This window comes from Exiguobacterium sp. UBA1053 (genome assembly GCF_002316465.1).
GTDB lineage: Bacteria > Bacillota > Bacilli > Exiguobacteriales > Exiguobacteriaceae > Exiguobacterium_A > Exiguobacterium_A abrahamii.
Map to the genome: position 1 here is coordinate 433752 of NZ_DCDO01000013.1, position 25129 is coordinate 458880.

A 25129-nucleotide genomic window follows, 5' to 3' on the forward strand; every position below is an offset into this window, starting at 1 on the left:
CGAATCGGATAATTCGAGTCATCGTTTAGTCTAACAAAAAACAAGCGGTCCCTAACAGAGTAGGAACCGCCAAATGAACCTTAATTTCCTGTCACATCGACAAATGGATCCGACTTCGGTGTCTTCTCCTCGAGTGGCGTTTGTTTATCCGGCGTCAACTTCGTCAAATCCGGACGATAATACGACTCGATCTCGACTGTGAATGAGAGCATCTCATCCTCAAGTAAGACTGTTCCACTGCCTGGACCCGGCTCTTCCGGTCCCGACAACTGGATTTGGCGTAAGACCGTGATTCGATCCGTCCGCTCGATTTGCTTCAGGAATGCCATTAATTCAACATACGACGGGGCTTCGACTGTTAGTGATGCCGGAAGCGGTGTTGCGTTCGCGGTGACCGGTGCAGCGGCAGTTGTTTCAGCCTGGTCCGATTCTGTCGCCATCGCTCCGTCAACTGCAGGCGTTGAGGTCACCGGTGACTGCGGTGCTGTCTCTGTCGCCTGACCAAACGTGATCGACTGGACTTTGACACCGGCAATCTGACTCGACGCATTGATCGCATCGATGACGTCATCGTTTGACGGTGTCACCGGGACTTTTTGCTGGAGGAAGCTCGATTCAGCGACGTCGACTTTCTGTTCATTCGCCTTCGCTTGCTCGAGTACCATCTGTTCTCGCTTCAGCGTCGCTTCTTTTTCTTGCAACGTTTGGTGTGTCGTATAGGTCGTATAACCGAAGTAACCGACCGCACCAAGGACGATTATAATCGTTAGACCGAGGAGGATGAAGCTACTATAACGTTTCAATTGTCCGGCACCTCCTCGATTTCAGTCGTTACATTCGGATCAGTCGTATCGGTCGCTGGCGTCACTTCCGTTGAGCTATCCGTTTCCGATTCAGCTGGCTGATCTTCTTTTGGTACTTCTGGATCAGCTTCGTTCGTTTCACCCTTGACGACTTCCGTCGGATTGACGTTTAACGAGAATTGTCCGATATAACGGGGTTCTTCTGACTTGGCATCGTTAGACGGTGTAATTTCCGTCGTTGGAACTTCTTGTCCGGTCGTCGGATCAACTGTCGTTGTCGTGACGACGTCTGCCTTTTCGTTCATCGTTCGTGTCGTCACACTCGCAAGATTCGTTCCTGAGAAGACTTTATCCGTCAACAGTTCGCGGTAAAAATCGTTCAGTTCATCAAGCGTCTCGAATTGTGTCGTCATCGTCACGGCATGATCTGCCCCATAGGCGAATTGAAGAATGTAACCGCGTTCTGGGAGATAACGGGTAATCCGCTCAAGTGTTGGTACAGCAGGACGAGGCGTCGTTTCGAGTCCTTCGACCGTCTGTTTAAGTTGTGCGACTTCTTGTTTCGCCGATTGATCCGATTCCGACTGCAACTGACGGACGATTTGGATTTGATCGTTCGTCGATTCGATGCGGTCCGCGAATTGATCGGTTTGCCAGTAGAGATAGCCACCGGCGAGTCCCCCGAACAATAAGAGGATCAATGAAGCGACGAGTGGATACTTCGGTGCTTCATCGTTTTCCGGTAACAAGTTGATGCGGTCTTTTCGCGGTGAAGCAAGACCAGCAAGCGGTAAGTAGGCTCGTGGAATCGACTGTCCGTCGATCGTCATCATGTCAGGAATTTCGTCTAAACTTAAATCAAAGTTCGACCGGAAACGCGTCGCCAGTTCATCTCGGAACGGGAAGTCGCCGGCAAGGACGACGTTCGTGATTTCCCGTCCTTCGCGCGCGAGCGAAAAACGATAGAAATCGAGCACTCGTGAGAACTCGAGCAACATCTCGTCTAAGACGAGTTCAACCGTCGGATCATCCGAGCGGTAACGATAATGCAATTGATCATCGATGACATCAACATCCCACGCGTCAGCCGCAAACGTATCAACGGAGCGAATCAGACGCGGGACGTGATCTTCGATGATGATCAACTGGTGGTTCGTTGCATTCGCATTCCAGATCAATAATGTATCGGCTTCTGTCGTGACCGGATGATGGGCTTCGATCCCGAAATAGGTCGCGAGTGGTTGAGGTTCAGCTGTGACCAGTCGCAAATGCTTTTGTTTGAACAGTTGCGTATATTGCTTCAGCGCCTCGTTTGGCGCGGCATAGAGCATGATTTCTCGCTTGCCGTCTTCTTCCAGAACCGTGTAATCAAAATACGGTTCTTCAAACGGCAAGACGATACTATGTCCAATTTCCATGAACAAGTAACCGCGAATTTGATTCGTCTCGATCGTTTCCGGAATATCGAGTTTCCGGGCGAGAACGAGTGAACCATCAAGTGCCAACACCGCTTGCGAGCCACGTGGTACTTTCAGCTTCGTCAGTAACCCGTCAAAGATGAAATCAAGCGAGGCTTCCGGTTGCAACCAGCCCCCTTGTAGTGTTCCCGGCGGCAGCGCGACGACTGCCCGGCGCTTAATGACGCCTTTTTTGACGACTGCACCGAAAATTGCGACATCGGTGAAATTAAAGTAAATATATGTACCTTTACGCCGTTGCGCCATATGTACGTTCTTCCTTTCTTAAAGCAGTAAATCGAGGTACCACGATACCCAATCATCCGCAAAATAATATGTCAGTAATGTTCCGACGGCAATCGACGGAACGAAGGGAATTGGTTGTTTCCGTTTCACGCGTCCGAGTCCAAGTAATGTTAAGCCAAGAACGGAACCGACGAATGCCGAGACGAACAAGGCAATGACGACGTGAAGCGGTCCAAGGAAGATCCCGAGCAGTCCGAACAGCTTGACATCCCCTGCCCCCATACCACGCCGGGAAGCAAGAAAGATGACGAACAATAGAACGAACCCGACGATTCCACCAATAATTGGATTATACCAGTTTTCGAGTGGAGAAAGGTAGCGCACAATCAAGGCAATCGGCAAAAAGATGAGCAAAATTTTATTCGGGATCAGCATGTAGGCTAAGTCCGACATTGTCAGGATGAAAAGCAAGCTCGTCAGGACGAGCGTCAACGCGAGTTCCATCGACCAGCTGAACTGCCAGAAGGCGTAGGCGTAAAGAATTCCTCCAAGTAATTCAAGCGCTGGATACTTGATTGAGATCGGTTGTCCGCAAGAGCGGCACTTCCCACCGAGCACAGCGTAACCGAGTACCGGTGTTAGTTCGAGCGGTCCAAGAACATGTCCACACGTCGGACAATGGGAGCGCGGATGAACGATCGACTCCCCGACCGGGACGCGCAGACCGACGACGTTCGTAAACGACGTGATGAGTAAGCCTAACAAGAAAAAATAAACCGTGAAGACGATCGTCATGACACGACCTCCCTTTCAAAAAAGTTCAGAAAAAAACCCCCGAGGAGGGGGTAGGATAATTAGTTTTCTTTGATCGCGCTTCGTTTAAGTGCTGAAGGTGCAACACCAGAGAAGTACGTATAATCAGAAGAAGCACTAGTTAAGGTAACTTTGTACTCATATGAACCATTATTTTCTTTTACTTCAACGAACGAATCTTCATAAGCTTTATCGGAGTTTAATGAATCTTTCATCTCATCGATGTATTTACCCAAAGATTCTTTACGAGCAACTTTACCAGTTGCAGCTGTAGTTTCAATCGGGTTACCACCCTCATTAATACCTAAGATAATAGTTTCTCCAGACTGAATAGGATTCGATGATGCATATAACTTCGCAGCCGATACCAATTGCTTCGCATCCGAAACAACGGCATCTTTACGTGAGTTCTCGATCAATCCACCGATTGCGACGACAGCGATTGCTGCAATGATTCCTAAGATAACGACGACGACGAGTAACTCGATCAACGTCAGTCCGCGCTCATCACGCATTTGTTTTGCATCTAACCAGATTTCTTTTAACCGTTCTACCATTTCATTATGCCTCCCTAGTACTTTTTTACTGTTCTTGGCTAGTAGGTAATACTATCCAGACGAATACTATTATAGTAGCACCATATTTTTTGTAGATTATGTCTTTTTTTCACAACAGGTAAATGTTTTTACAGTTGTCAACTTGCTTGAATATCCGAGTAAATTTTAAACATCGGTACGACGACGGCAATGACGATGACCCCGACAATCGCGGCCAGCACAACGATCAGCAACGGCTCAATGATCGACTTTAAACGGTCCGTCGTCGTCTCGACTTCGGTCTCATAAAAGTTCGCGACTTCTGTCAACATCGTATCAAGACGCCCTGATTCTTCACCGATTGCAATCATCTGCGTGACGAGAGGTGGAAAATATTTGTTTTTCTCGAGTGGTTCGTGCATCGGAATCCCACGTGCCATCGCTTCGTTGGCACCGGCAATTCCTTTACGGATGATTCGGTTCGTGACGATCCGTTCCGTGATATCAAGCGACGCCAAAATCGGAACCGATGCGTTCAAGAGAACGGACAATCCACGCGTCATCAAGGCAATTTGTGACTTTTGAATCAATGGTCCAAAGACTGGGATCATCAATAAGAATCGATCAAAGAATAAACGTTGCCGTTCGTTTTTCAAATTGAAATACAGTAGACCAATCAAACCGAAGGCAATCAACAGCATCACCCACCAATAGGCGACGAAGAAGTCCGACACCGCAACGACGAGTTTCGTGATCAACGGCAGTTCACTCCCGAGCTGATCGAAAATCGACGCAAACGTCGGCACGACGTTCATCATCAAGAAGACGACGACACCAACGGCGACAAGCGAAACGACTGCTGGGTAAATCAACGCCGAGATGACCTTCCGTTTGATTTCATATTGTTTCTCAAGTTGAGTGACGATGTTATCGAGTGCTTCCTCGAGATTCCCACTCGCCTCTCCCGCCATCGCCATACTGACGAAGAATGTATCAAAGACACGAGGGTGCTTTTCGATCGCTTGCGAAAACTGGATCCCACTTCGTAAATCGTCCTCGACCTCAACAAGCGCGCGTTCGAGTGGTTTCGACTCCGTCTGCTTCCGTAGAATTTCTGTCGCCTTGACGATTGAGACACCGGACCGCACAAGAGTCGCGAACTGACGCGCATACATGACGAGGTGTTCGATTTTCGGTTTGGCACTGAGAAACGTAATCTCGGTGTTCAAGCCTTTCGATTCTTGTTTTTCAAGCGAGGTCACAGCAATCTGATCCGTCCGCAACCGTTCTGCGGCTTCTCGTTTCGTCAGCGCTGTAATTTTGCCTTTTTTTCGTTTGCCGGCCATCGTCCGACCTTCATAAATGAATACTGCCATGTGTTCACCCCGATATGTACGGTGATGCAGCAGAAGCCGGAATCAATCCCCGACTGACGAGATCCTGCAATGCCATCTGCATCGTCTGCATGCCGTATTGTTTACCCGTCTGCAGGACGGATTGAATCTGATATTCCTTACCGGTCCGAATCAAGTTCGATACAGCTGGTGTATCGACCATGATCTCGAGAGCTGCGACACGTCCTGTACCGTCTGAACGCGGCATCAGGCGTTGCGAGACGACGCCCGCGAGAACGTTCGCCAGTTGAGCCCGAATCTGGTCTTGTTGCTCCGACGGAAAGACATCGATGATCCGGCTGACCGTCGAAGCGGCCGTCGACGTATGGACTGTCGCGAAGACGAGGTGACCCGTCTCTGCTGCTGTCACGGCTGTCGCAATCGTTTCAAGGTCTCGCATTTCTCCAAGCAAAATGACATCCGGATCTTGACGGAGCGCTGACCGCAACCCGGTCGCGAAACGTGGCGCATCGATCCCAATTTCCCGCTGATCGATCAGACTTTTATGATGACTATGTAAGTATTCAATCGGATCCTCAAGCGTAATGATTCGTTTGTACATCGTCTGATTGATTTCATTGATCATCGCTGCAAGCGTCGTCGATTTCCCGGAACCCGTCGGACCCGTCACGAGAATCAAGCCGTGTGGTTTCGTTAAGAATCGTTTTAAGACAGGCGGTAACGCTAATTGCTCAAGCGTCGGCACCTCGGTCGGAATCGTTCGAAACGCCATTGACAAAGCGCCTCGTTGATAAAAACAGTTGACCCGGTACCTAGCGACACCGGTTACACCGAACGAAAAGTCGATGTCCCGGTCCTGTTTCAGCTGTAGGTACATCTCTTCCGTGATCAATGACTGCACAAATCCATCAATGATGATTGGCTTCATCTTTTCTGTTCCAAACGGTGTCAACGTTCCGTTGATTCGAAAGACGGGTGGTGATCCTGCTGTTAAGTGAACATCGGACGCTCCTCGTTCTTTTGAAGAGCGTAAAATATCTTCGATTTGTGCCCGTTCCATCGTACTGTTCATTCTGAAATCACCGTCCGCAAAATCTCTTCTGTCGTCGTGATCCCGTCCGCGACTTTTGATAGACCATCCGCAAGCAGGAACCGTTGACCTTGTTCCTTGACGTACGCTGTGATATCACTTTCCGTCGATTGGTTCATGATCATCCGGCGTAACACCTCGTCGACCATGATGACCTCTTGAATCGCAACCCGTCCACGGTACCCCGTCATATTACAAGACGAGCAGCCACGTCCACGCATCACAGTCGTCGCTTCGATTCCCTCTTGATCAAATAACTCTTGTTCTCGTTTTGAAATTGGATGGACTTCGCCACAATCGCGACAGACACGGCGAACGAGTCGTTGTGCAATCAATCCACTGACAGAAGCAGCAACAAGGAACGGTTCGACACCCATATCAATCAATCGCGTGATCGAACTAACGGCAGAGTTCGTGTGTAAAGTCGAAAGAACCAAGTGTCCTGTCAGCGAAGCACGAATCGAAATCTCAGCCGTCTCGATGTCTCGAATCTCCCCGACCATGACGACGTTCGGATCCTGACGAAGGATCGAGCGAAGACCACTCGCAAACGTCAACCCAATCTTCGCGTTGACTTGAACTTGATTGATCCCATCGACCTGGTACTCGACCGGATCTTCAACAGTGATGATGTTGCGCGACTCGTCATTCAACTCATTTAACGCAGCATATAACGTCGACGATTTCCCGGAACCGGTCGGACCGGTGATCAAGATAATGCCGTTCGGGCGCTTTAGCATCTCCCGGAACTGTGATTCATTCCGCGAACTAAAACCGATTTTTGAAATCGAGATGTTCGAGTTCGAGCTGTCAAGAATCCGGATAACGACCTTCTCGCCGTAAACGGTCGGCAAGGTCGAGACACGGAAATCATATGGTAATCCGTTAAAGACATATTTAATCCGTCCATCCTGTGGCAAGCGTGACTCAGTGATATCGAGTTCACTCATGACCTTGATCCGGGTCGTCAGAATGCTTTGGATCTGCTTCGGATAGTTGTTCTCCGTTCGTAATTCTCCATCAATCCGGATTCGGATCGTCATCGAAGTTTCCTGCGGATCCATATGAATATCCGATGCACGCTGGGCAATCGCGTTCTCTAAAATTTGATTGACGAGCCGGATGATGGGTGCATCTTCGCGTGTCACGACATCACGGGATTGATCCGACTCCATCATGTCATCGGATTCGAGTAGCTCCCGTAACGACGAATCAATGTCGTAGTATTTCAGGATCGTTCGTCTGATTTCGTCACGCGTCGCGATTCCGACATCGATTGATAGACCGGTCTGCATCCGCAAATCATCGATCGCAATCAAATCCATCGGATCCGCCATAGCGATGAACAAACGATTTCCTTCCCGGTAGACCGGGACGAGTGTATGTCGCTGTGCGAGGTCTTTTGAGATCAGTTTCGTGACGGCGACGTCAACTGGATAGTTGTACAGCTGGATGATCGGAATCTTCAATTGGTGATGTAGCGCCTCTAGTAATTGTTGTTCCGTCAAGTGACCAAGTCGAAGGAGTGCATCCCCGAGTTTTTCGGTCGACCGTTTGACCGTCAACGCCTCTTCGACTTGTTGCTCCGTCACGAGGCTTTCTTCGATCAACATTTCCCCTAAACGTTTTCGTTTCATTGCCATTTAACGTGTCATCCTTCCGCGTGCCATGTTTCTTCTTCCTCTAACACATCCGGTTTTTGATGTTTTTCATCCATTACACTCGTCACTGCTGCCGTCAACAGACATAAGACGACAATTCCGACTAAAACGAGTGGGTTCGTAATCCAGTCGAGCTGGATGCTGAAGTAGATCAACGTCACGATCAAGATCGCCGCAACGGATAAAATCGCCTTTGTCGTCACAGTCGTCACGTAAGGGATCGTCACCGCAAACATCAGACCACAGATGATTGTCGCTAGACCGATGATGATACCGAGTTCAATTGCTATCGTCGTCCAGTTCATCTTGTTTCCTCCTTCTTATCCGACAGGTTCCCCTGTTGTTTCACCTTCTACTGGTGAAGCAGGATCACCCGTTTCATTACTATCAGGTGTATCGGGTGACGTCGGACTTGTCGGAGACGTTGGTGTATCTGGCGTCTCGACGCCATCTGTCTGCGGTTCATCCGTCGTTTGATCGTCTGTACCGTCTGTATTCGTTGAATCATTGGAATCATTCGTATCCGTTGAATCATCGGAGCTCGTGTCGTCTTCCGGTTCAGGTACGACGACAGGTGCTTGTTCTTCTTGACTACTCTTTGTGACGATTGCTGGGATGGCTGCGTAGAAATCAAGAGACAATAACTGCTTCTTCTCACCTTGAGCCGTCTTCGTCACGCGATAGACTTCAATCGATTTCCCTTCTTCTCCCGCTTGTGTATCACTCGTCGTTCCAGCTGTAAGCGTTGCAGAATAACGTGTGATTGTCCGGAATGGAATCGTTTTTTCGCCTTCAAGGACGGTCGTGACCGTTTCTTTGAATGGTGTGCCTCGCAATTCAAGCGTGACATCACTTCCGTTTTGTGTCGCAATGACACGATAAATTGATGCTTGTGTATTACGAACGGCAAAATCTGTTTTCTCATCAATTTTGACGTCATATCCTAGTGTGACGCCATCTGGTAATGCCGCATGCGGCATCCGTTCGACGATTTCAAATGGCGTCTTTGCGAACAGTTCGTATAACTTGCTACCGACATACGAGCCTGCGACTGCATCCATACCGTACGTCTTAACATTCATCAATTGTCCCGGCTTGATTTCCACATTCATCATTGCCGTGATCATCTGTTCTTCAGCAGCAGACCGCGTCGAGAATGAAACCGTTGAAACGACCTCACCTGTTGGATCGACTGCAGCTTCCGATTGAGCAGGATCAAAGTTTCCTTCCTGTAACGTTTTACTCGTATCGATTAACCATGTCTTAAAGGCAACGAGTTGCTCATCCGAGTAACTGATCGGCTGTGTCGCTAGAAAACTCTCAAGCGCCGCCTCGTCTACTGCAACCATCAAATCTCCACCTTTTTTCAGAGAAGCTTTTTTGACAGAATCAGCGGCGTTGATCGTCACGACTTCTGTTGGCATCGGTGTCGTCTCTTCTCCCGTTCCAATCGTCAGCGGCGTTTTCTTCGACCACTCCGTAATCGCTTTCTCAACTTTCGATTGTGCTTCTTTTCGATCCATGCCACTGACTGGAACCGATCCAATTCGTGCCGTCTCAGAAAACGTCGTGGGTGCCGTTGCTTTACCGGTAAAGGAAATTAAGGCAAACGATGGTACGTAAATCAGGGCTACCAGTACAAGTAGCAAAAGTGTATGTATAGCAAAACGCTTCGGATTAATCATCATCTGTTTCCTTTCTGTATGAATTTAATCATTTCAGGTGCCTAGTATTTCCATTATAATGAATATTATGATGAAACATAAGTCCTATCCTGACAAATCCTTTCATGATCTGTGAATAGGTGCTGTTTTTGATTTTCTAGAAAAATCATTTAGGATCTTTCATCCTCATCTATCATGAAGTAGAGGTGAATTCATGCAACGCGAGCAAGGCGGTTTTTCGCTAATCGAAGTATTAGTCAGTATTACGATCTTATCTATCATATCGGTCTCTCTGATCAGCATTTTTTCTCAGTCACTAGCTGCCTCACGCGACAGTACGGAGTTGACGTTTGCGAATTATCTGGCAAAAAACGCAACCTCTTATATCAAACGAGAAGCTTTAGAAGCGACAAGTGATGAACCATTCGCCTTCAGTTCTCTATCTACACAGGCAGACAAAGCGACTTATCTGAATGGAAAATATGTCATTCCAGAGCCCACGTCTCCTTCTTGTGAACTATCGGCTATTTGCTCATCAATCTTTACTAATCCTGAAATCAATAATATTGCCTTTGAAGTCAAATACAGTGTGACACCTCGGAAACTCGAAGGAGTCGTTAATCCGAATCTCCTTGACCTCCATGTATTCGTCTACATAGAAGGAACAACTGAACCGATTACATCATTGAAAGGATCGATTACGAATGCGACGCTCAATCAAAGTTTTCCGACAACAAAATGACGGCTTCTCGCTCGTCGAACTACTCGTCGCCATCGTCATTGCCTCGATTTTCAGTGCGGTCATCCTGACTGTGTTCATCTCTGGTACGAAAAGCTTTCGGGCAACTGGAATCATCAGTGAACTGCGTAGTGAAGCTGATAGTCGAGTCGGTATCATATTAAATGAAATCGGTGGATTTGATGCGATTCGGATCGATGAAGCAAAACAGTTATCGTTTTATAAACGAACACTTCCTGTTTTGAACGCAGACACTGGATTACTTGAACGCGCCAGTGGATTTGAACCTTTTAACGCAACAGAAGAAGCATCTGCTTCAGAGAAGGAAGCGACACCCGTCCGTTATACGTTCGCAGAACAAACCTCGGACGGCACCGAACTAATGTACGAATCGACACCACAGTCGATCGACGACCAAACGGAATTACTTCAAACGTTCAAGTTATCGAGTCCCGAGTATCAAACCATTACATCAGGAGCATATCCGGGGCGCTACGTCATTCACGGTATTTTAACGATTACAACTACAATTCAATCGACAGATCAAGAAGAAGTCCAGACCTTCACGAGTACGATTGGATTTTAACTCAGAAAGGAACACGGTATGCGTAAATCCGAACAAGGCTATACATTACTTTTCGTTCTTGTGACTTTAACCGTCCTGTCTGTCCTCGCTGTTGCGACGATTGGCATCAGTTTACAGTCAACTCGCCTAACCGAAATCCGCGAGACGGATATCGATGTCGAGACGACGACACAAAATGATCTTGATTTAGCAGTCGCTTCCCTCCAAAACATCGTGTCAAAGACGACTGGGACTTCACCAACGACTTCTTCTCAAGCATTGTTTGAGAATCTCGACAGCTCTATCGTCTTACCCTTAAAAACAATCGTTCCGAACGTGACCGTCAAGCTAAATGAAGCCGCATCGAACGTTCGTGTCAAAGCGCTTGATTTAACAGCGACAGTTTCAAAACAAAAAGGCGATCAGCCGGCAATCAAAAAAACGTATCGACAACGTGTCTATTTGTCTGCGATTCCTAGTTTTTTGTACTATACATTAGGCTCAGATGATCAAGTCATCTTAAATGGTGCTCCCTTGATCGAAGGTAATATTTTTTCTCGCAACGCTCTGCAAGCAACTGCGACCCCGATATTTAAATACAACGACGAGGATGGGATCTTCACTAATACCAAAGCACTTCCTTATATCGCAGGTCAGGTACGCGTTTTTCAAGAGAAGAATCAGCCATTACTGAAGTGCGGAGATTACCTTGTGTGTGATAAAACGATTTTTGATCCGAAAGGTGCAACAGAGCTAGTATCAACGAAAGAAACACTCGTTCCGTTCGATTTTGATTATGCGTTGAACGACTTTCTGAAACTACCGGTGAATACGCCTCTTACACAAGTCGCGTCTACATTGAAAAATTCCTCGATTCCGCAATCTATACTAACGGGACCCTTTTTAACAGAACTTGATACGAAGCGACAAATGATTAGTCCAGCATTAAACACAGGCAATACTGTGACGTTGACAGATGATCTTGTTCAAGAAACACTCGAACCTTTAATCATTAACGGGAACTTAACGATCTCTTCCTTGAACCCTTTGACCCAGCCGCTTGAGATCAAGCGTCCTCTCGTCGTGCTTGGCAACTTACTGATTCGAGGAAATGTTGGATTTGCAACGACGATTTATGCGACCGGAACAAGTCGTCTGGATGACGCAAACATTCAAGGACTGACTTCAACAGCTAAACAAAATACATTGATTTTACTCAGTAAAGGAAATCTCGTCATTAACCGCGTCAATAAATTTTCGACGCCTCAAACGACTACACCTGATTTAAATGCCTTTCTATATAGTGATGACAATCAAAAAAATACGATTTACTCTGTAGGTTCGACGATGAATGTACGCGGTGGCATTTTTACGAAGGGTAATCTAGAAGTCAATGCCTATCGTGGAAAATTGGACTTACCAGAAAATACGTTTCCTGCAAACGTAAGAGAACTCGAAAAACTGATGGTCGCTAACAAATCATCTGACTTTGAAGCATCCCGTCTACGTATGGCGTATGATGCGACGGTATTAAAAAATCCAACAGCCTTACTTCCACTCAATCGAGCAGTCCAATTGTATGTCGAAACACCAAAACGCGTTCAACCGTAACACACATAAAAAAGAGTCATTCGTCTGCGACGAATGACTCTTTTTTGACTAGAATTTTGTTGCTCGGTATTCTTTAGCGAGCTTTTTCACCTTTTTGCTTTCTACCGTTGCACCGTTCTGTTCTAACATGGCGTATAAATCTTTTCGATTTTGTTTGACCGTTTCATAGACCGGTTTCTCTTTCCCACGATTCGAATCAGCTCCTGCTTCTAACAACAGTTCAATCGCTGCCTCATTTTGATCTAGTGTCGCATAAAAGAGTGGTGTATGACCAAAGTCATCGATCCGATTGAGCTCTTTTTTCGACGCTTCTTTTATCAAAAGAGCATACGCATCAATCGATCGATTCACACTCGTTGCAACATGAAGAACCGACTGACCTTGCGCATTCAGTTGACTGATTTTTGCACCTTCTGCCAACCATTCAGCGACCGTGCTACGTGGCGCGAACTGCGCCGCATAAAACCAGTTCGCTTTATTTTTTACGGTCTGCTCATCAAGAAGGAGGTTTGCTTTGTCAAAAGCGAGTGTTTCCTGGAAGCGACGGATGTAACGATTTTTCTCCTTTGTTGATAAAGAAGTATCTTTTAATGCGTTCGCAAGTCGTTCTGGTTTTTCTGAACGCAGTCCTTGTTCCAGTGCTGCTTGTTGATTTGATTTCGTAACATATATCGCTCCCCCGATTCCAATGATGATTAAAATCAAGAGGACGACAATTATTCGTCTGCGTTTCATATATAGCGTCCCCACTTCTTAATAAACATCTCCATCCAAGTCTGATGTTCCTGACTCAGAACCAATCGTCACCTTGAATGTCGTCGTTAGTGGTGTTTTTTGATTGTCTTTCATGACTTCGAACACATCTTTGTTTTCTTTTAATGCTGTTACCTTGATACGTGCTACACCTGGACGAAGTGGTTGTAGCGCTTGTCCTGTTGGATCAATTTTGACGTATTCCTTACCCTGAAGCACTTCCAACCGATAGAAGCGTTCCGTCGTCGTCACTGGGAACCAGCGCAGAATCGGTGATTTCTTATCATCCTTCATCGTCATCGCGATATCATCGGCTGTCAGATTAAGTGGGTTCTCGCGTACCCGTACGAGCGTCTTCGCGACTGTATCTGGGAAATCCGTCAATGTGAGTAACGCTTCGACCGGACCGTTTGGTGTGCCAGTTTTACCCGTGATCGTATAACCCGATGCCGTCTGTTTCAATTCAATTGCATTACTAACAGTTGAAGTCGTAAATGGTAATGGATAGTTCGGATTGAATGTCGCCGTTACATCTTGATTCGATCCAACCCACAGTTCCAGATTACTTGGGGAAACGGATAATTCCGGCAACTTGACTTGAATCGTATACGTCGTTGATTGGGCAAGATAAGTCGAGCTTCCAGCTGTCGCAGGTACGACCGCTTTGACCGTGACTATGCCTGGTGTCTTTCCTGTCAACTCCAACGTATTCTTAGTTAAGCCACTTGTCGTAACACGCGAATCGTTCGTTATGATCCATTGAATCGGCGTGTTGCTTCCCGATACCATCGAAGCGATTCCTGTCATTGGTTTTGTTTCGCCGACATATAACGTATCTGGCACGTTTCGGACGATGAGTCCTCCGAACACATCATTGATGACGAGTTCAGAAGTCGCCGTCAACTCCTTACCGTTTCCGACTGGTACGACAAGTTTAATCTGTGTCGTCCCGACTTTTTTCGGTTTAATGACACCAGCTTCATCGATGGATGCGATTTCTGAATCTACGATTGACCATTTTAACGTGCCGTACTGACTACCTATAGGACTGATTTCTGGTAAAACTTTATATGATGGTGTCGTGATATCCATCTTGACGGACGGAATTTTCGCACTTGTCGCATAGGATGGTGTCAGTGCATAACCAATCGTCGGAAAAGCTTGTGGATCATTGGTGACAGTTGTTGATTTATCTTTTCCGTTCTTTTTATCTCGGTAGACGTTTTTCGTTGATGTCAGCGTATTATCTTTTTTATCAAGTACATGAACTCCTGCATTATCTTTGGCACGTACTTTGACAGTGAATGTTACTTCTGATTGATCTGCGATCCATTCACCCTTATGAACACCTGAAATCGCCTCATCGTATTCGATATCCGGGAGTCTCCCTTTAATCGTCTGTCCTGTAATATTCGCTCCAGTCAGACCAGTCGTTGATAAGATTTCAAGATTACTTGGAAATTGTTCGTTGAACAGGATATTTTCCATCGTCACCGAGAATTGTCCCATGATGTACCCGTTGTTACCAATGGCATCCTTTTGCATCATTGGAGACGTTTTGACGATGTAGGTGATATCCGCTGTTTCCCCTTTTGGAATCGTAGCTGGATCAATCGAGCGTGACAGGACGAAAGGCATAGATGCAGCCGGACGAACGACTTGAACCGTTCGTGTCTCAATTGTTTTGGCACCTCGTTGATCCTCTGCTTCAATACGGATCGTCACGCTCGTTTTTCCTTTGAGCTTTGAATCGAACGATTGACTGACGAACGAGTTATTTTTCAATTTATTGTTTTCAAAAACTTTCTCATCATCAATGTATATGCGCGTCTTTAACTCACGATCTTGTAGGTCGTAGTCGTTGACTTGATACGAGATAGTCAACGGTTCGTTCTCGAGGTAACTTGATTTATCCGTTGGTAAGATGTTCTTGATGAGCGGCTTATGGTTCGCACCAATGAACGCTCGGTACATCGTGTTTGAGAATAGTTCTTTTTCTTGTTGTTGATTGAAGCTCGAAGTATGCCCTGCTCCTGAATACGTAACGTTTCCTTTGGTATACATATAATAGTGGTTGCGTGCATCACCAATTGTTCTTCCGGCAGCCTGATTCGAACTACTGAGGTTGTTTTCACGGATGTTATACCATGGAATCAAGTCCGGTTGTTCAAGATCCAGACCAAAGTATTGATTGTGTGTCGTTGCGATAGCAACCGTATCAGCTAAGGCAAATGGATAAGAAGTCATGACGCCCGCATTTTGTTTGACTGCTTGACCCGATGTTCGAGGTGCCGCGTACCCCATGTTCGTAAAGTTCTTTTGACCTGCGAGATCCGCAAACTTTGTTTCCCAGAATAGCTCTGGTTTGCTGGATTGTGCCGGTCTAAAGATCGTATCATGTGTCAACATCAATCCTTGCCCCGTATTCGTGAAGTTAAGAATAGCATCTGATGCAGGGTCACTGAGTGAAGCTGCACCATACGAATCCTGAAAACCGAAGATTAGCATATCATAGGATGTATTTATATTTTTACTGGCATACGTTTTGTTAAACGTGTCCGCAGAAATGACTTCTACATTAAAGTCATATAACCCATCTTGTTTTAGTAAAGTTCCTGAGTTCATAAAACCGTTGATTGAACCGGTCGTTCCGGAACGCGTGACTTGTAAAATTTTTGCTTTAGCTTCTTGGTCCTGCATTAAAAAGCTTCCCATTTTATAATCCGTCAGTCCATCTTCACTTACGAGTCGAATCATCCAATTGCGTGGTCCCGTATAGCTTGGTGCATCAAAGCGATACGATACTGAACCAGAAACCGTAGCTACTTTCTCATCGACTTTCTCCGACTCATCGAATTGGTCGTTACTATTAAAGTCAATATACAACTGGACACGTGTATTAGCCGTAGTTTGATCAAGCGTAAAATTAAAATCAATTGGTTTATCTGGTGAAGCCGGTGCTGCTTTATCCACCGATGTTAACGATTGACCAGCCTGCGAAACCGCTACCTTGCTTAAACGAGGTCGTTCAATTTTTTCGGATTGTAATCGGGAGACGACCTGTTTTGAATCCGTATAGGCAATCGCAGCACCAGACGTCATGCTTGGCTTAAAAATCGAAGTGAAATTACTCGTTGCATGTGTTAACACATCAGCGTGTAAAAAGACGGGTAATCCTTTTTGAATATAGTTCGTCAAAATCTCATTCGCTTTTAACTTCGTAATATCATTCTCAATTTTACTCGTATTATGTTTTTTGGATGTATCAGATACTGTAATCGAATAACGGTCTGTTCCAGTAAAAATAGATTGATCAAAAACGATCGCATCAAATGCGCCATCAAGTGGAAAACGAGACGCATTCAACTCTTTGACCGTCATCATCTTGATTTCGTATTGACTAGTATTCAAGTCTTTTAACAGTGACAACGATGTAATGGTCGTTCCCGGGTCAATCCGGTTCGTTGTCGACCAGTCATCTCGAATCTCTAAAATCTTAAACTTTTCACCCGTTGCCGCTTTGGAATGTGGCTCATGTATATACGTAAAACTTGAAAAAATCAGTAAGATGGCTAAGGCTAGACGGACCCACTGTTTCATCACTTATCGTCTCCTCATCGTGTCATTGAGATATGGGACTATACTCCCCCATTTCATTATAACGAGAGAATGCGGATTTTCCCTATTTTGTAAAAATGGAAGCGTGATAATGCCGCACTTCACTAATGAAATAGAGTGATCCCGTCACGACGTATGTCCGGTCCATCTCTAATTGATCGAAGAACGCTTCGACCGTCGTCACATTGGCGCCTTCTTGCTGCAACTCCTCTATCGTCCGCGTTCGTGGAAAATCAAACGTCGTCTCATAAATATCTGGAGTAATGCTACGTAACTGCGTTAGCATCGCCGTCCGGTCTTTGTCACGCAAAATCGAACAGAGTAACGTCACGGGTTTTGATTCTTCCTTTAAGCGTTCAACAAGTGCCGTGATGCCTTCCGGATTATGTGCACCATCGAGAATGATCCGTGGTTTGCGCGAGATGATCTCAAACCGTCCCGGATGTTTTGCCTCCCGTAATCCTTTTCGGATTGCCGCTTTCGACCACCCAAGTCGCCGCGCACAAATGACGGCATTCGCCGCATTATGGACTTGATGATGACCTTCGAGCCCTAAGCGTGTCTCTGGTATTCCATCATACGTCGCCCAGGTCCCCGTCTCTTTTAAGCGGTAACGAATGATGGCTTCCTGACTCCATTTCAACGTCGCATTCCGGTCCCCGCAATACGCCATTAACGGCACGGTCAGCTCTTCCTGCAGTTTTCCGGCGATGACCGGTGTTCCTTGTTTGATGATGCCGAACTTTTGTAAAGCAATCTCTTGGAGCGTATCTCCGAGAATCGCTTGGTGATCGTGCCCGATTGACGTGATGATCGCGGCGACCGGCTTCTTGAAGACGTTCGTCGAATCATACAGTCCACCGAGACCGACTTCATAGATGACGAAATCGGGACGAATCTGATCAAAATAATAGAAGGCAAGTCCTGTTAATGCCTCGAACTCAGTGACCGTACCGAGTGCCGGATCGATGCGCCCGATGGCCGCTTGAACAGCGATTGCAGATGCGACGAGATCGTCTTCTGCAATCGGTATCCCATTCAACATGATCCGTTCCTCGAACTGAATGATATACGGCGACGTAAACGTCCCGATTCGTAATCCTTCCGCAATTCCCATCTCACGTAAGAACGCAACCGTCGATCCTTTTCCGTTCGTGCCAGCGACATGAATCGTCGGAATCGCGTCTGGGTCAATCTGTAATTCCAGTAACATCGCCTGCATCCGTTCAAGACCCGGTTTGACGCCGAATGCTAGTAAGCTCGATAACCATTCCAATACATCTTCTCGCGTCCTCATGCTGTTCGCTCCTTTAAAAAAAGTGGCTCAAGGAGACTTGAGCCACTGCTGTAATTAGTGTGAGAGTTCGTTGATACGTGCTTCGACAGCTTGACGTTTTTCCGTATAATCAAGTGCCTTCGCTTTTTCTTCATCAATGACATGTGCTGGTGCTTTGCCGACGAAGCCAGGATTGTTGAGTTTTTTCTCGACCCGTTCGACTTCTTTCGTATACTTGACGAGTTCTTTATTCAAGCGCGCGATTTCTTCCTCGATGTTGATCAAGTCCGCGAGTGGGATGAACAATTCTGCTCCCGTTACAATCGCACTCATTGCTTTTTCTGGCGCCGGCATCTGTTCTTCAATCCGGAGTTCAGACGCGTTCGTGAACTTTTGCAAGTACGAGCTGTTTGACGACAAGTCGTCTTGAACACGTGCGTCATTCGTCGAGATGAACAGTTGGATCTGTTTCGACATCGGTGCGCTCACTTCCGCGCGGATGTTACGAACCGAACGGATGACGTTCTGAACTGCTTCGAATGCTGGAACAGCTTCCGGGAAGTCGAGTGACGCTTCACGTGTTGGCCATGCGGCACGTGTGATTGTCTCACCTTCATGCGGTAAGTGTTGCCAGATTTCTTCCGTGATGAACGGCATGAATGGATGCATCAGACGCATGATCCGGTCGAGCGTATAGGCAAGAACCGAACGCGTCGTCTGCTTCGCTGCTTCATCTTCCCCGTTGAGCGGTAATTTCGCCATCTCGATGTACCAGTTACAGAAGTCTTCCCAGATGAAGTGATAGAGAATACGTCCCGCTTCACCAAACTCATATTTGTCCGACAGACGCGTCACATCGTCGATCGTCGTCTGTAAGCGTGTCAAGATCCATTTATCTGCGAGTGATTTCTCACCTGTCAAATCGATCTGATCAAACGTTAGACCATCCATGTTCATCAAGGCAAAACGGCTTGCGTTCCACAGTTTGTTCGAGAAGTTCCATGTTGCTTCGATCTTTTCCCAGTAGAAGCGGAGGTCGTTCCCTGGCGTTGATCCTGTCGTTAAGAACCAACGGAGTGAATCGGCACCATACTTCTCGATGACATCCATCGGGTCGATCCCGTTACCGAGTGATTTTGACATCTTGCGTCCTTCCGAATCACGAATCAATCCGTGGATCAAGACGTCTTGGAATGGACGTTGTCCTGTGAATTCGTACGATTGGAAGATCATCCGTGATACCCAGAAAGCGATGATGTCATAACCCGTAACGAGTGTTGATGTCGGGAAGTATTTTTGATAATCGGCTGCGTCCGTGTTCGGCCACCCCATCGTTGAGAACGGCCAAAGCGCTGAAGAGAACCATGTATCGAGGACATCGTTGTCTTGCTCCCAATTCTCGATATCGGCTGGTGCTTCCTTGCCAACGTAGACTTCGCCTGTTTCTTTATGGTACCAAGCCGGAATCCGATGTCCCCACCAGAGTTGACGGCTGACACACCAGTCACGGATGTTTTCCATCCAGCGTACATACGTGTTTTCAAAGCGTTGTGGAACGAAGTTAACCTTGTCTGGTCCTTGTTGCTCCTCAAGTGCTTTTTGCGCGAGTGGCTCCATTTTAACGAACCATTGGAGTGAGAGATACGGCTCAACGATCGCGTCTGAACGCTCCGAGTGACCGACAGAGTGCAAGTGTGGTTCGATTTTGATTAGAACACCTTCTGCTTTTAAATCTTCAACGATTTGTTTTCGGCATTCGAAACGATCCATGCCTTCGTATTTCCCTGCGTTCTCGTTCATCGTTCCATCTTCATTCATGACGAGGACACGTGGTAACTCGTGACGGTTACCGACTTCGAAGTCGTTCGGGTCGTGTGCTGGTGTGATCTTAACGACACCTGTACCGAACTCCATGTCGACATAGTCATCGGCAACAATCGGAATCTCGCGACCAACGATTGGTAACGTGATTGTTTTTCCGACGAGGTGAGCATAACGCTCATCCTTCGGGTTCACGGCGATCGCTGTATCACCGAGCATCGTCTCAGGACGTGTCGTCGCTAGTTCAACGTGACCTGAACCGTCCGTTAGTGGATAGCTGAAGTGATAGAAAGCACCTTCGATATCCTTGTAGATGACTTCGATATCCGAGATCGCTGTTTTCGTCGCTGGGTCCCAGTTAACAATATATTCGCCGCGGTAGATCAAGCCTTTTTCGTAAAGTTTCACGAAGACTTCTTGAACCGCTTCTGACAATCCTTCGTCAAGCGTGAAGCGTTCACGCGAATAATCGAGTCCGAGACCAAGTTTTGCCCATTGTGCACGGATCGTTGACGCGTACTCTTCTTTCCATGCCCATGATTGCTCAAGGAATTTCTCACGACCCATTTCAAGACGTGATTGTCCTTCTGCCCGCAGTTTTTGTTCGACTTTTGCTTGCGTCGCGATACCGGCATGGTCCATTCCTGGTAGATAAAGGACGTCGAATCCTTGCATCCGCTTCATCCGTGTCAGCATGTCTTGTAACGTCGTGTCCCACGCGTGACCAAGGTGCAATTTACCTGTGACGTTCGGTGGTGGAATGACGATCGTGTACGGCTCTTTTTCTGGATCCTGATCGGCTTTGAAATAGTCACCTTTCACCCAAAAGTCGTACCATTTTTCTTCCGTTGCCTGCGGATCATACTTCGTTGGCATTGATAATTCCTGCATCCTGATCGCTCCCTTTTTGTCCATAATAAAAACGGCTTCTCTCGTCCTATGCTAAGGACGAAAGAAAGCCGTTGCTTTTTTCCGCGGTACCACCTTAGTTCATCCAAAATCGGATGCCCTCGAGCCACGTAACGTGTGGAGGACGGATATCGCTCGTAAGACTCACGATACCAGCTCGTGGGGTGACCTTCCTCCTGTTCGCCCGTCACATCTTTCAGCCAAGGATGTGTTCTCTACACCGGTACGAATACAGGACTACTCTTCCCGTCATCGCTGTTGCCATTTTCTTCTTTACTCATTTTAGCCGAGAGTTCAAGTAATCGTCAAGAACTGCTTAACGACCAAATTCAACTTGGAGTTCCTTGAACGTCAATTCGACGGCTTCGATCGTCCGTTCGATGTCTTCGTCCGTATGGGCGATCGACAGGAAGAGACCTTCGAATTGTGACGGTGGTAAGAAGACACCACGCGCCGCCATCTTTTGATAATACGAACGGAACATCTCAAGATTCGATGTTTTCGCTTTTTCGAAGTTCGTGACACGTTCATCCGTGAAGAAGACACCGAACATCGCGCCTGCACGGTTCGTCGTCAGCGGAATGTTGTATTTCGCCGCAGCGTTCAGGTAGCCTTCTGACAAACGGCTCGCTTTCCGGTCGAACTCTGCATAGTGTTCTGGTTTCAATTGTGTCAATGTCGCTAGACCCGCTGCCATCGCGAGTGGGTTCCCGGATAATGTACCCGCTTGATAGATTGGACCTTGTGGTGCGATCTGTTCCATGATGTCACGACGTCCGCCGTAAGCCCCGACTGGCATGCCGCCACCGATGACTTTACCGAGACATGTGATGTCCGGTGTGACACCGAAATGTCCTTGCGCACAGTGGAATCCGACACGGAAACCGGTCATGACTTCGTCAAAGATCAATAAAGCGCCGTTTTCCGACGTGATCTCCCGTAAGCCTTCGAGGAAGCCTGGTTCTGGTGGTACGAAGCCCATGTTCCCAGCAGCCGGTTCGACGATGACACCAGCGATATCGTCGCCGTGTTTTTCGAACGCGATCCGGACAGCGTCCAAATCGTTGTATGGAACCGTCAGCGTCATGCTCGCGATTTGCGCCGGAACGCCTGGTGAATCGGGTAATCCGAGTGTCGCGACACCTGAACCTGCTTTAATCAAGAGCGAGTCACCGTGACCATGGTAACAGCCTTCGAACTTGAGGATTTTCGTCCGACCTGTGTAACCACGCGCGAGACGAAGCGCTGCCATCGTCGCTTCTGTTCCTGAGTTGACCATCCGGACGACTTCGACCGACGGCACCCGGCTGATGACGACTTCCGCCATCGCTGATTCGATTTCCGTTGGTGTCCCGTAACTCCAGCCACGTGTCGCTTGTTCTTGGATCGCTGACGTGACGATTGGATCGGCATGACCAAGAATCATTGGTCCCCATGACAAGACGTAATCGATATACTCTTTTCCGTCGATGTCATAGAGCTTTGATCCTTTCGCATGATCTGCGAAAATCGGTGTCATCCCGACCGATTTATAAGCACGGACCGGGCTGTTGACACCACCCGGCATGAGCGGGAGTGCCCGCTCGAATGCTTCTTTTGATTTTGAGTTCTGGTTAATTAAGCTCATTTCGACCCCTCCAGGTAACGGCAAATGTCTTTTGCGAAATAGGTGATGATTAAATCAGCGCCTGCTCGTTTAAAGCCAAGCATCGTCTCAAGGACGATTCGTTCTTCGTCGATCCAGCCGTTCAAGGCAGCGGCTTTGACCATCGCATACTCACCCGATACGTTATACGCGACAATCGGCAGATCAATTCGCTCGCGCACATCGCGAATGATATCCATGAACGCAAGTGCAGGTTTAACGATCATGAAGTCAGCTCCTTGATCGACGTCCGCTGTTGCTTCGCGGAACGCTTCGCGACGGTTTGCTGGATCCATTTGATAACCTTTCCGGTCACCTTCTCCCGGTGCCGAGTTCGCTGCATCACGGAATGGACCGTAATAAGCAGACGCATATTTAACACCATAGCTCATGACCGGAATATGGCTGAAGCCGTTCTCGTCTAATCCTTGACGAATCGCTGCGACGAATCCGTCCATCATCGATGATGGAGCGATGACGTCGGCACCCGCTCGAGCTTGTGAGATCGCTGTTTTGACGTGAAGCGGTAATGACGCATCATTATCGACCGTACCGTCGGCGACGATCCCACAGTGACCTGTCGACGTATATTCACATAAGCATGTGTCAGCGATAACCGTTAGCTGCGGGGCAACCTTCTTGACGAGACGTGTCGCTTCTTGAACGATCCCGTGATCGTGAAACGCACCTGATCCTTGCTCGTCTTTCAAGTGGTCATGCGGAACACCGAATAAGATGACAGATTCGATTCCGAGTGCGACGACTTCTTCAATCTCAGCCGTCAGATGATCAAGTGATAAGTTGAAGACGCCAGGCATCGAGCTGACTTCGCGTTTAATATCTTCGCCTTCAGCGACGAAAATCGGATAAATCAAATCTGATTTATGCAACTGGTTCTCACGAACGAGTGACCGGAGTGATGCGGTATGACGTAAACGACGGTGACGTGCGTATTCTAAAGTATTCATGCTGATTCCTCCTCAATGATACGATCAATCATGCCGTCCACCGTGAATTCACGGGCGACATGGATCGGTTGAAGTCCGGCTGCTTTTGCTGCTTGCTCCGTAATCGTCCCAATGACGATGAATGTCGTCTGCGGGGATAGTGGAGCAATCGCTTCGACAGCGGAAGGACTCTGCAGTCCAATATAGGTGGCTGTTCTGACAAGTGCTTCAGGTAGCCGACGAGTAACGGTTTCATAGGTGATGATATCTTCGATCGTATATCGATTCAGGTTTCGTAACTGATCGACCGGCGCTTGCCGCGATCGGTTCCCTCGCGCAAAGACGATATGATCGCCGTCAGACAAGTGTGGTCCGAGTTCTGCGACGAGTGCGTCTCCTGTAAAGGTCGACGGACAGAAGTCGGCTGTTCGACCGTACTTCGCAAGTGCGTCTGCCGTCTTTCGTCCGACGACCGCGATACGCGTTGCTGCTAATTCAGGCAACGCATCAGCAATCCGGTGGACACCATTCGGACTCGTCACGATGAGCCAATCAATTCCTCTTGGCAACGTAAACGAAACCGGTCGCGTTTCAATGACAGGATAGTGCACTGACTCGATCGCAACAGCGCGCAGTCGCGCGATCTGCTCGGTCGTCGGTGGTCGGCTGCCCGTGAAGAGTACCTGCTTACAAGTCATCCGGAAGTGTCGCGAGAATCTCACGACCGCCCGAAGCAAGCAGACGTTCGGCAACATCTTGACCGAGTTGCATCGGGTCAAGACCTGATTCGCGCTCGAGTAGGATTTGCTCTCCATCGACGGATCCAATGAATCCGACAAGTGTCGTTGACATGTCTTCGTTGATCGTTGCGAATCCACCGACCGGAACGTGACAGCTTCCTTCGATCGCCGCTAAGAAAGCGCGCTCTGCGTAAGCTACTTTTTCCGTCATCTGATCATGGATCAGGTGCAGAAGGTCACGTACTTCTTGGTCATGTTCGCGACATTCGATGCCGAGGATTCCTTGACCGACGGCTGGAATCATGTCATCTGTCGAGAGATATTCCGAGACGACGTCTTCAGACCAACCCATCCGCTTTAGACCAGCTGCTGCGAGCAAGATCCCGTCAAACGGACCATTCTTTAATTTATCGAGTCGTGTGTCGATGTTTCCGCGAATAGATTCGATTTTTAAATCAGGGCGGAGTTTTAGCAATTGCGACCCACGACGTAAGCTACTCGTGCCGACAACTGCACCTTCTGGCAAGGAAGCAAGACCTTCGCCTGTTTTCGTGATCAAGGCATCACGCGCATCGACACGCGCTGGTGTTGCACCGATGATGAGACCGTCCGGTAATTCAGAAGGTAGATCCTTCATGCTGTGAACGGCAAAATCGATTTCTTCGTCAATCATCTGTTGCTCGATCTCTTTTACGAATAATCCTTTACCGCCGACTTTCGAGAGCGTCACATCCAAAATGCGGTCCCCTTTTGTGATGATGTTCTTGATTTCGAACTCATACGGCGCGCCGGCTTGTTTCAACTGGTCAATGACCCATTTCGTCTGTGTCATCGCTAGCTTCGAGCTTCGCGATCCAACAATGATTTTTCGCATGCTAAA

Annotated in this window: 20 protein-coding genes and 1 other annotated feature; of the genes, 3 read left to right on the plus strand and 17 right to left on the minus strand. The window is 47.6% G+C overall.

Annotated features, from left to right (window positions below):
* Nucleotides 1-80: 80 nt before the first annotated feature.
* The 9 genes from B3G15_RS10005 to B3G15_RS10045 form a co-directional block, all read right to left on the minus strand.
* Entirely contained in the window at nucleotides 81-803 is a 723-nt protein-coding gene (locus B3G15_RS10005; RefSeq protein ID WP_290720521.1) for a hypothetical protein, read from the minus strand.
* Nucleotides 800-2527, minus strand: a complete 1728-nt coding sequence (locus B3G15_RS10010) for a fimbrial assembly protein (RefSeq protein WP_290720524.1) — start codon at nucleotides 2525-2527, stop codon at nucleotides 800-802. Before B3G15_RS10010 ends, B3G15_RS10005 begins: the two co-directional genes overlap by 4 nt.
* 18 nt (nucleotides 2528-2545) lie before the next feature.
* Nucleotides 2546-3301: a prepilin peptidase gene (locus B3G15_RS10015; RefSeq protein ID WP_290720526.1), complete on the minus strand. Its 756-nt coding sequence runs from the start codon at nucleotides 3299-3301 to the stop codon at nucleotides 2546-2548.
* A gap of 59 nt (nucleotides 3302-3360) precedes the next feature.
* Nucleotides 3361-3876 carry a type II secretion system protein gene (locus B3G15_RS10020; protein ID WP_290720529.1) on the minus strand — a complete coding sequence of 172 codons (516 nt, stop codon included), beginning with the start codon at nucleotides 3874-3876 and terminating at the stop codon, nucleotides 3361-3363.
* A 137-nt stretch (nucleotides 3877-4013) separates the two neighbouring features.
* On the minus strand, nucleotides 4014-5231 hold the full coding sequence (locus tag B3G15_RS10025) for a type II secretion system F family protein (RefSeq protein WP_290720532.1): 1218 nt from the start codon (nucleotides 5229-5231) through the stop codon (nucleotides 4014-4016).
* A 4-nt stretch (nucleotides 5232-5235) separates the two neighbouring features.
* Nucleotides 5236-6282 carry a type IV pilus twitching motility protein PilT gene (locus B3G15_RS10030; RefSeq protein WP_214771042.1) on the minus strand — a complete coding sequence of 349 codons (1047 nt, stop codon included), beginning with the start codon at nucleotides 6280-6282 and terminating at the stop codon, nucleotides 5236-5238.
* Nucleotides 6279-7943 (minus strand): GspE/PulE family protein, encoded by a 1665-nt coding sequence (locus B3G15_RS10035; protein ID WP_149427680.1) that lies wholly within the window; start codon nucleotides 7941-7943, stop codon nucleotides 6279-6281. The genes B3G15_RS10030 and B3G15_RS10035 overlap by 4 nt, the downstream gene beginning before the upstream one ends.
* Before the next feature lie 8 nt (nucleotides 7944-7951).
* Nucleotides 7952-8266, minus strand: coding sequence for a hypothetical protein (locus tag B3G15_RS10040; RefSeq protein ID WP_029342268.1), 315 nt, complete (start codon nucleotides 8264-8266; stop codon nucleotides 7952-7954).
* A 15-nt stretch (nucleotides 8267-8281) separates the two neighbouring features.
* The gene (locus B3G15_RS10045; protein ID WP_290720541.1) at nucleotides 8282-9649 is read right to left on the minus strand and encodes a G5 domain-containing protein; all 1368 of its coding nucleotides are present in this window, start codon (nucleotides 9647-9649) and stop codon (nucleotides 8282-8284) included.
* Nucleotides 9650-9839: 190 nt separating this feature from the next.
* Between B3G15_RS10045 and B3G15_RS10050 the strand changes: the two genes are divergently transcribed.
* From B3G15_RS10050 to B3G15_RS10060, 3 genes are read left to right on the plus strand one after another with little or no spacing between them, the layout of a single operon-like run.
* Nucleotides 9840-10367: a prepilin-type N-terminal cleavage/methylation domain-containing protein gene (locus B3G15_RS10050; protein ID WP_029342270.1), complete on the plus strand. Its 528-nt coding sequence runs from the start codon at nucleotides 9840-9842 to the stop codon at nucleotides 10365-10367.
* A complete protein-coding gene (locus B3G15_RS10055; RefSeq protein WP_290720545.1) occupies nucleotides 10330-10950 on the plus strand; it encodes a PilW family protein in 621 nt (206 codons plus the stop codon). Before B3G15_RS10050 ends, B3G15_RS10055 begins: the two co-directional genes overlap by 38 nt.
* 18 nt (nucleotides 10951-10968) lie before the next feature.
* Nucleotides 10969-12540 carry a type IV pilus modification PilV family protein gene (locus tag B3G15_RS10060; protein ID WP_064299542.1) on the plus strand — a complete coding sequence of 524 codons (1572 nt, stop codon included), beginning with the start codon at nucleotides 10969-10971 and terminating at the stop codon, nucleotides 12538-12540.
* A gap of 48 nt (nucleotides 12541-12588) precedes the next feature.
* Here B3G15_RS10060 and B3G15_RS10065 read toward each other — a convergent pair whose 3' ends face one another.
* From B3G15_RS10065 to hemC, 8 genes are all read right to left on the minus strand, one after another.
* Entirely contained in the window at nucleotides 12589-13275 is a 687-nt protein-coding gene (locus tag B3G15_RS10065) for an ankyrin repeat domain-containing protein (RefSeq protein ID WP_290720549.1), read from the minus strand.
* An 18-nt stretch (nucleotides 13276-13293) separates the two neighbouring features.
* The gene (locus tag B3G15_RS10070; protein WP_290720550.1) at nucleotides 13294-16893 is read right to left on the minus strand and encodes a DUF5057 domain-containing protein; all 3600 of its coding nucleotides are present in this window, start codon (nucleotides 16891-16893) and stop codon (nucleotides 13294-13296) included.
* An 82-nt stretch (nucleotides 16894-16975) separates the two neighbouring features.
* A complete protein-coding gene (locus B3G15_RS10075) occupies nucleotides 16976-18208 on the minus strand; it encodes a bifunctional folylpolyglutamate synthase/dihydrofolate synthase (RefSeq protein ID WP_290720553.1) in 1233 nt (410 codons plus the stop codon).
* A gap of 54 nt (nucleotides 18209-18262) precedes the next feature.
* A complete protein-coding gene (locus B3G15_RS10080; protein WP_373951562.1) occupies nucleotides 18263-20899 on the minus strand; it encodes a valine--tRNA ligase in 2637 nt (878 codons plus the stop codon).
* Nucleotides 20900-20949: 50 nt separating this feature from the next.
* Nucleotides 20950-21179, minus strand: a binding site (T-box leader).
* A 54-nt stretch (nucleotides 21180-21233) separates the two neighbouring features.
* Complete coding sequence (gene hemL, locus B3G15_RS10085; RefSeq protein ID WP_290720555.1) at nucleotides 21234-22544, minus strand: glutamate-1-semialdehyde 2,1-aminomutase; 1311 nt, start codon at nucleotides 22542-22544, stop codon at nucleotides 21234-21236.
* A complete protein-coding gene (gene hemB / locus B3G15_RS10090) occupies nucleotides 22541-23530 on the minus strand; it encodes a porphobilinogen synthase (protein WP_023468970.1) in 990 nt (329 codons plus the stop codon). The genes hemL and hemB overlap by 4 nt, the downstream gene beginning before the upstream one ends.
* Nucleotides 23527-24207: a uroporphyrinogen-III synthase gene (locus B3G15_RS10095; protein WP_290720559.1), complete on the minus strand. Its 681-nt coding sequence runs from the start codon at nucleotides 24205-24207 to the stop codon at nucleotides 23527-23529. The genes hemB and B3G15_RS10095 overlap by 4 nt, the downstream gene beginning before the upstream one ends.
* On the minus strand, nucleotides 24197-25123 hold the full coding sequence (gene hemC, locus B3G15_RS10100) for a hydroxymethylbilane synthase (RefSeq protein ID WP_290720561.1): 927 nt from the start codon (nucleotides 25121-25123) through the stop codon (nucleotides 24197-24199). Before hemC ends, B3G15_RS10095 begins: the two co-directional genes overlap by 11 nt.
* Between the last annotated feature and the right edge of the window lie 6 nt (nucleotides 25124-25129).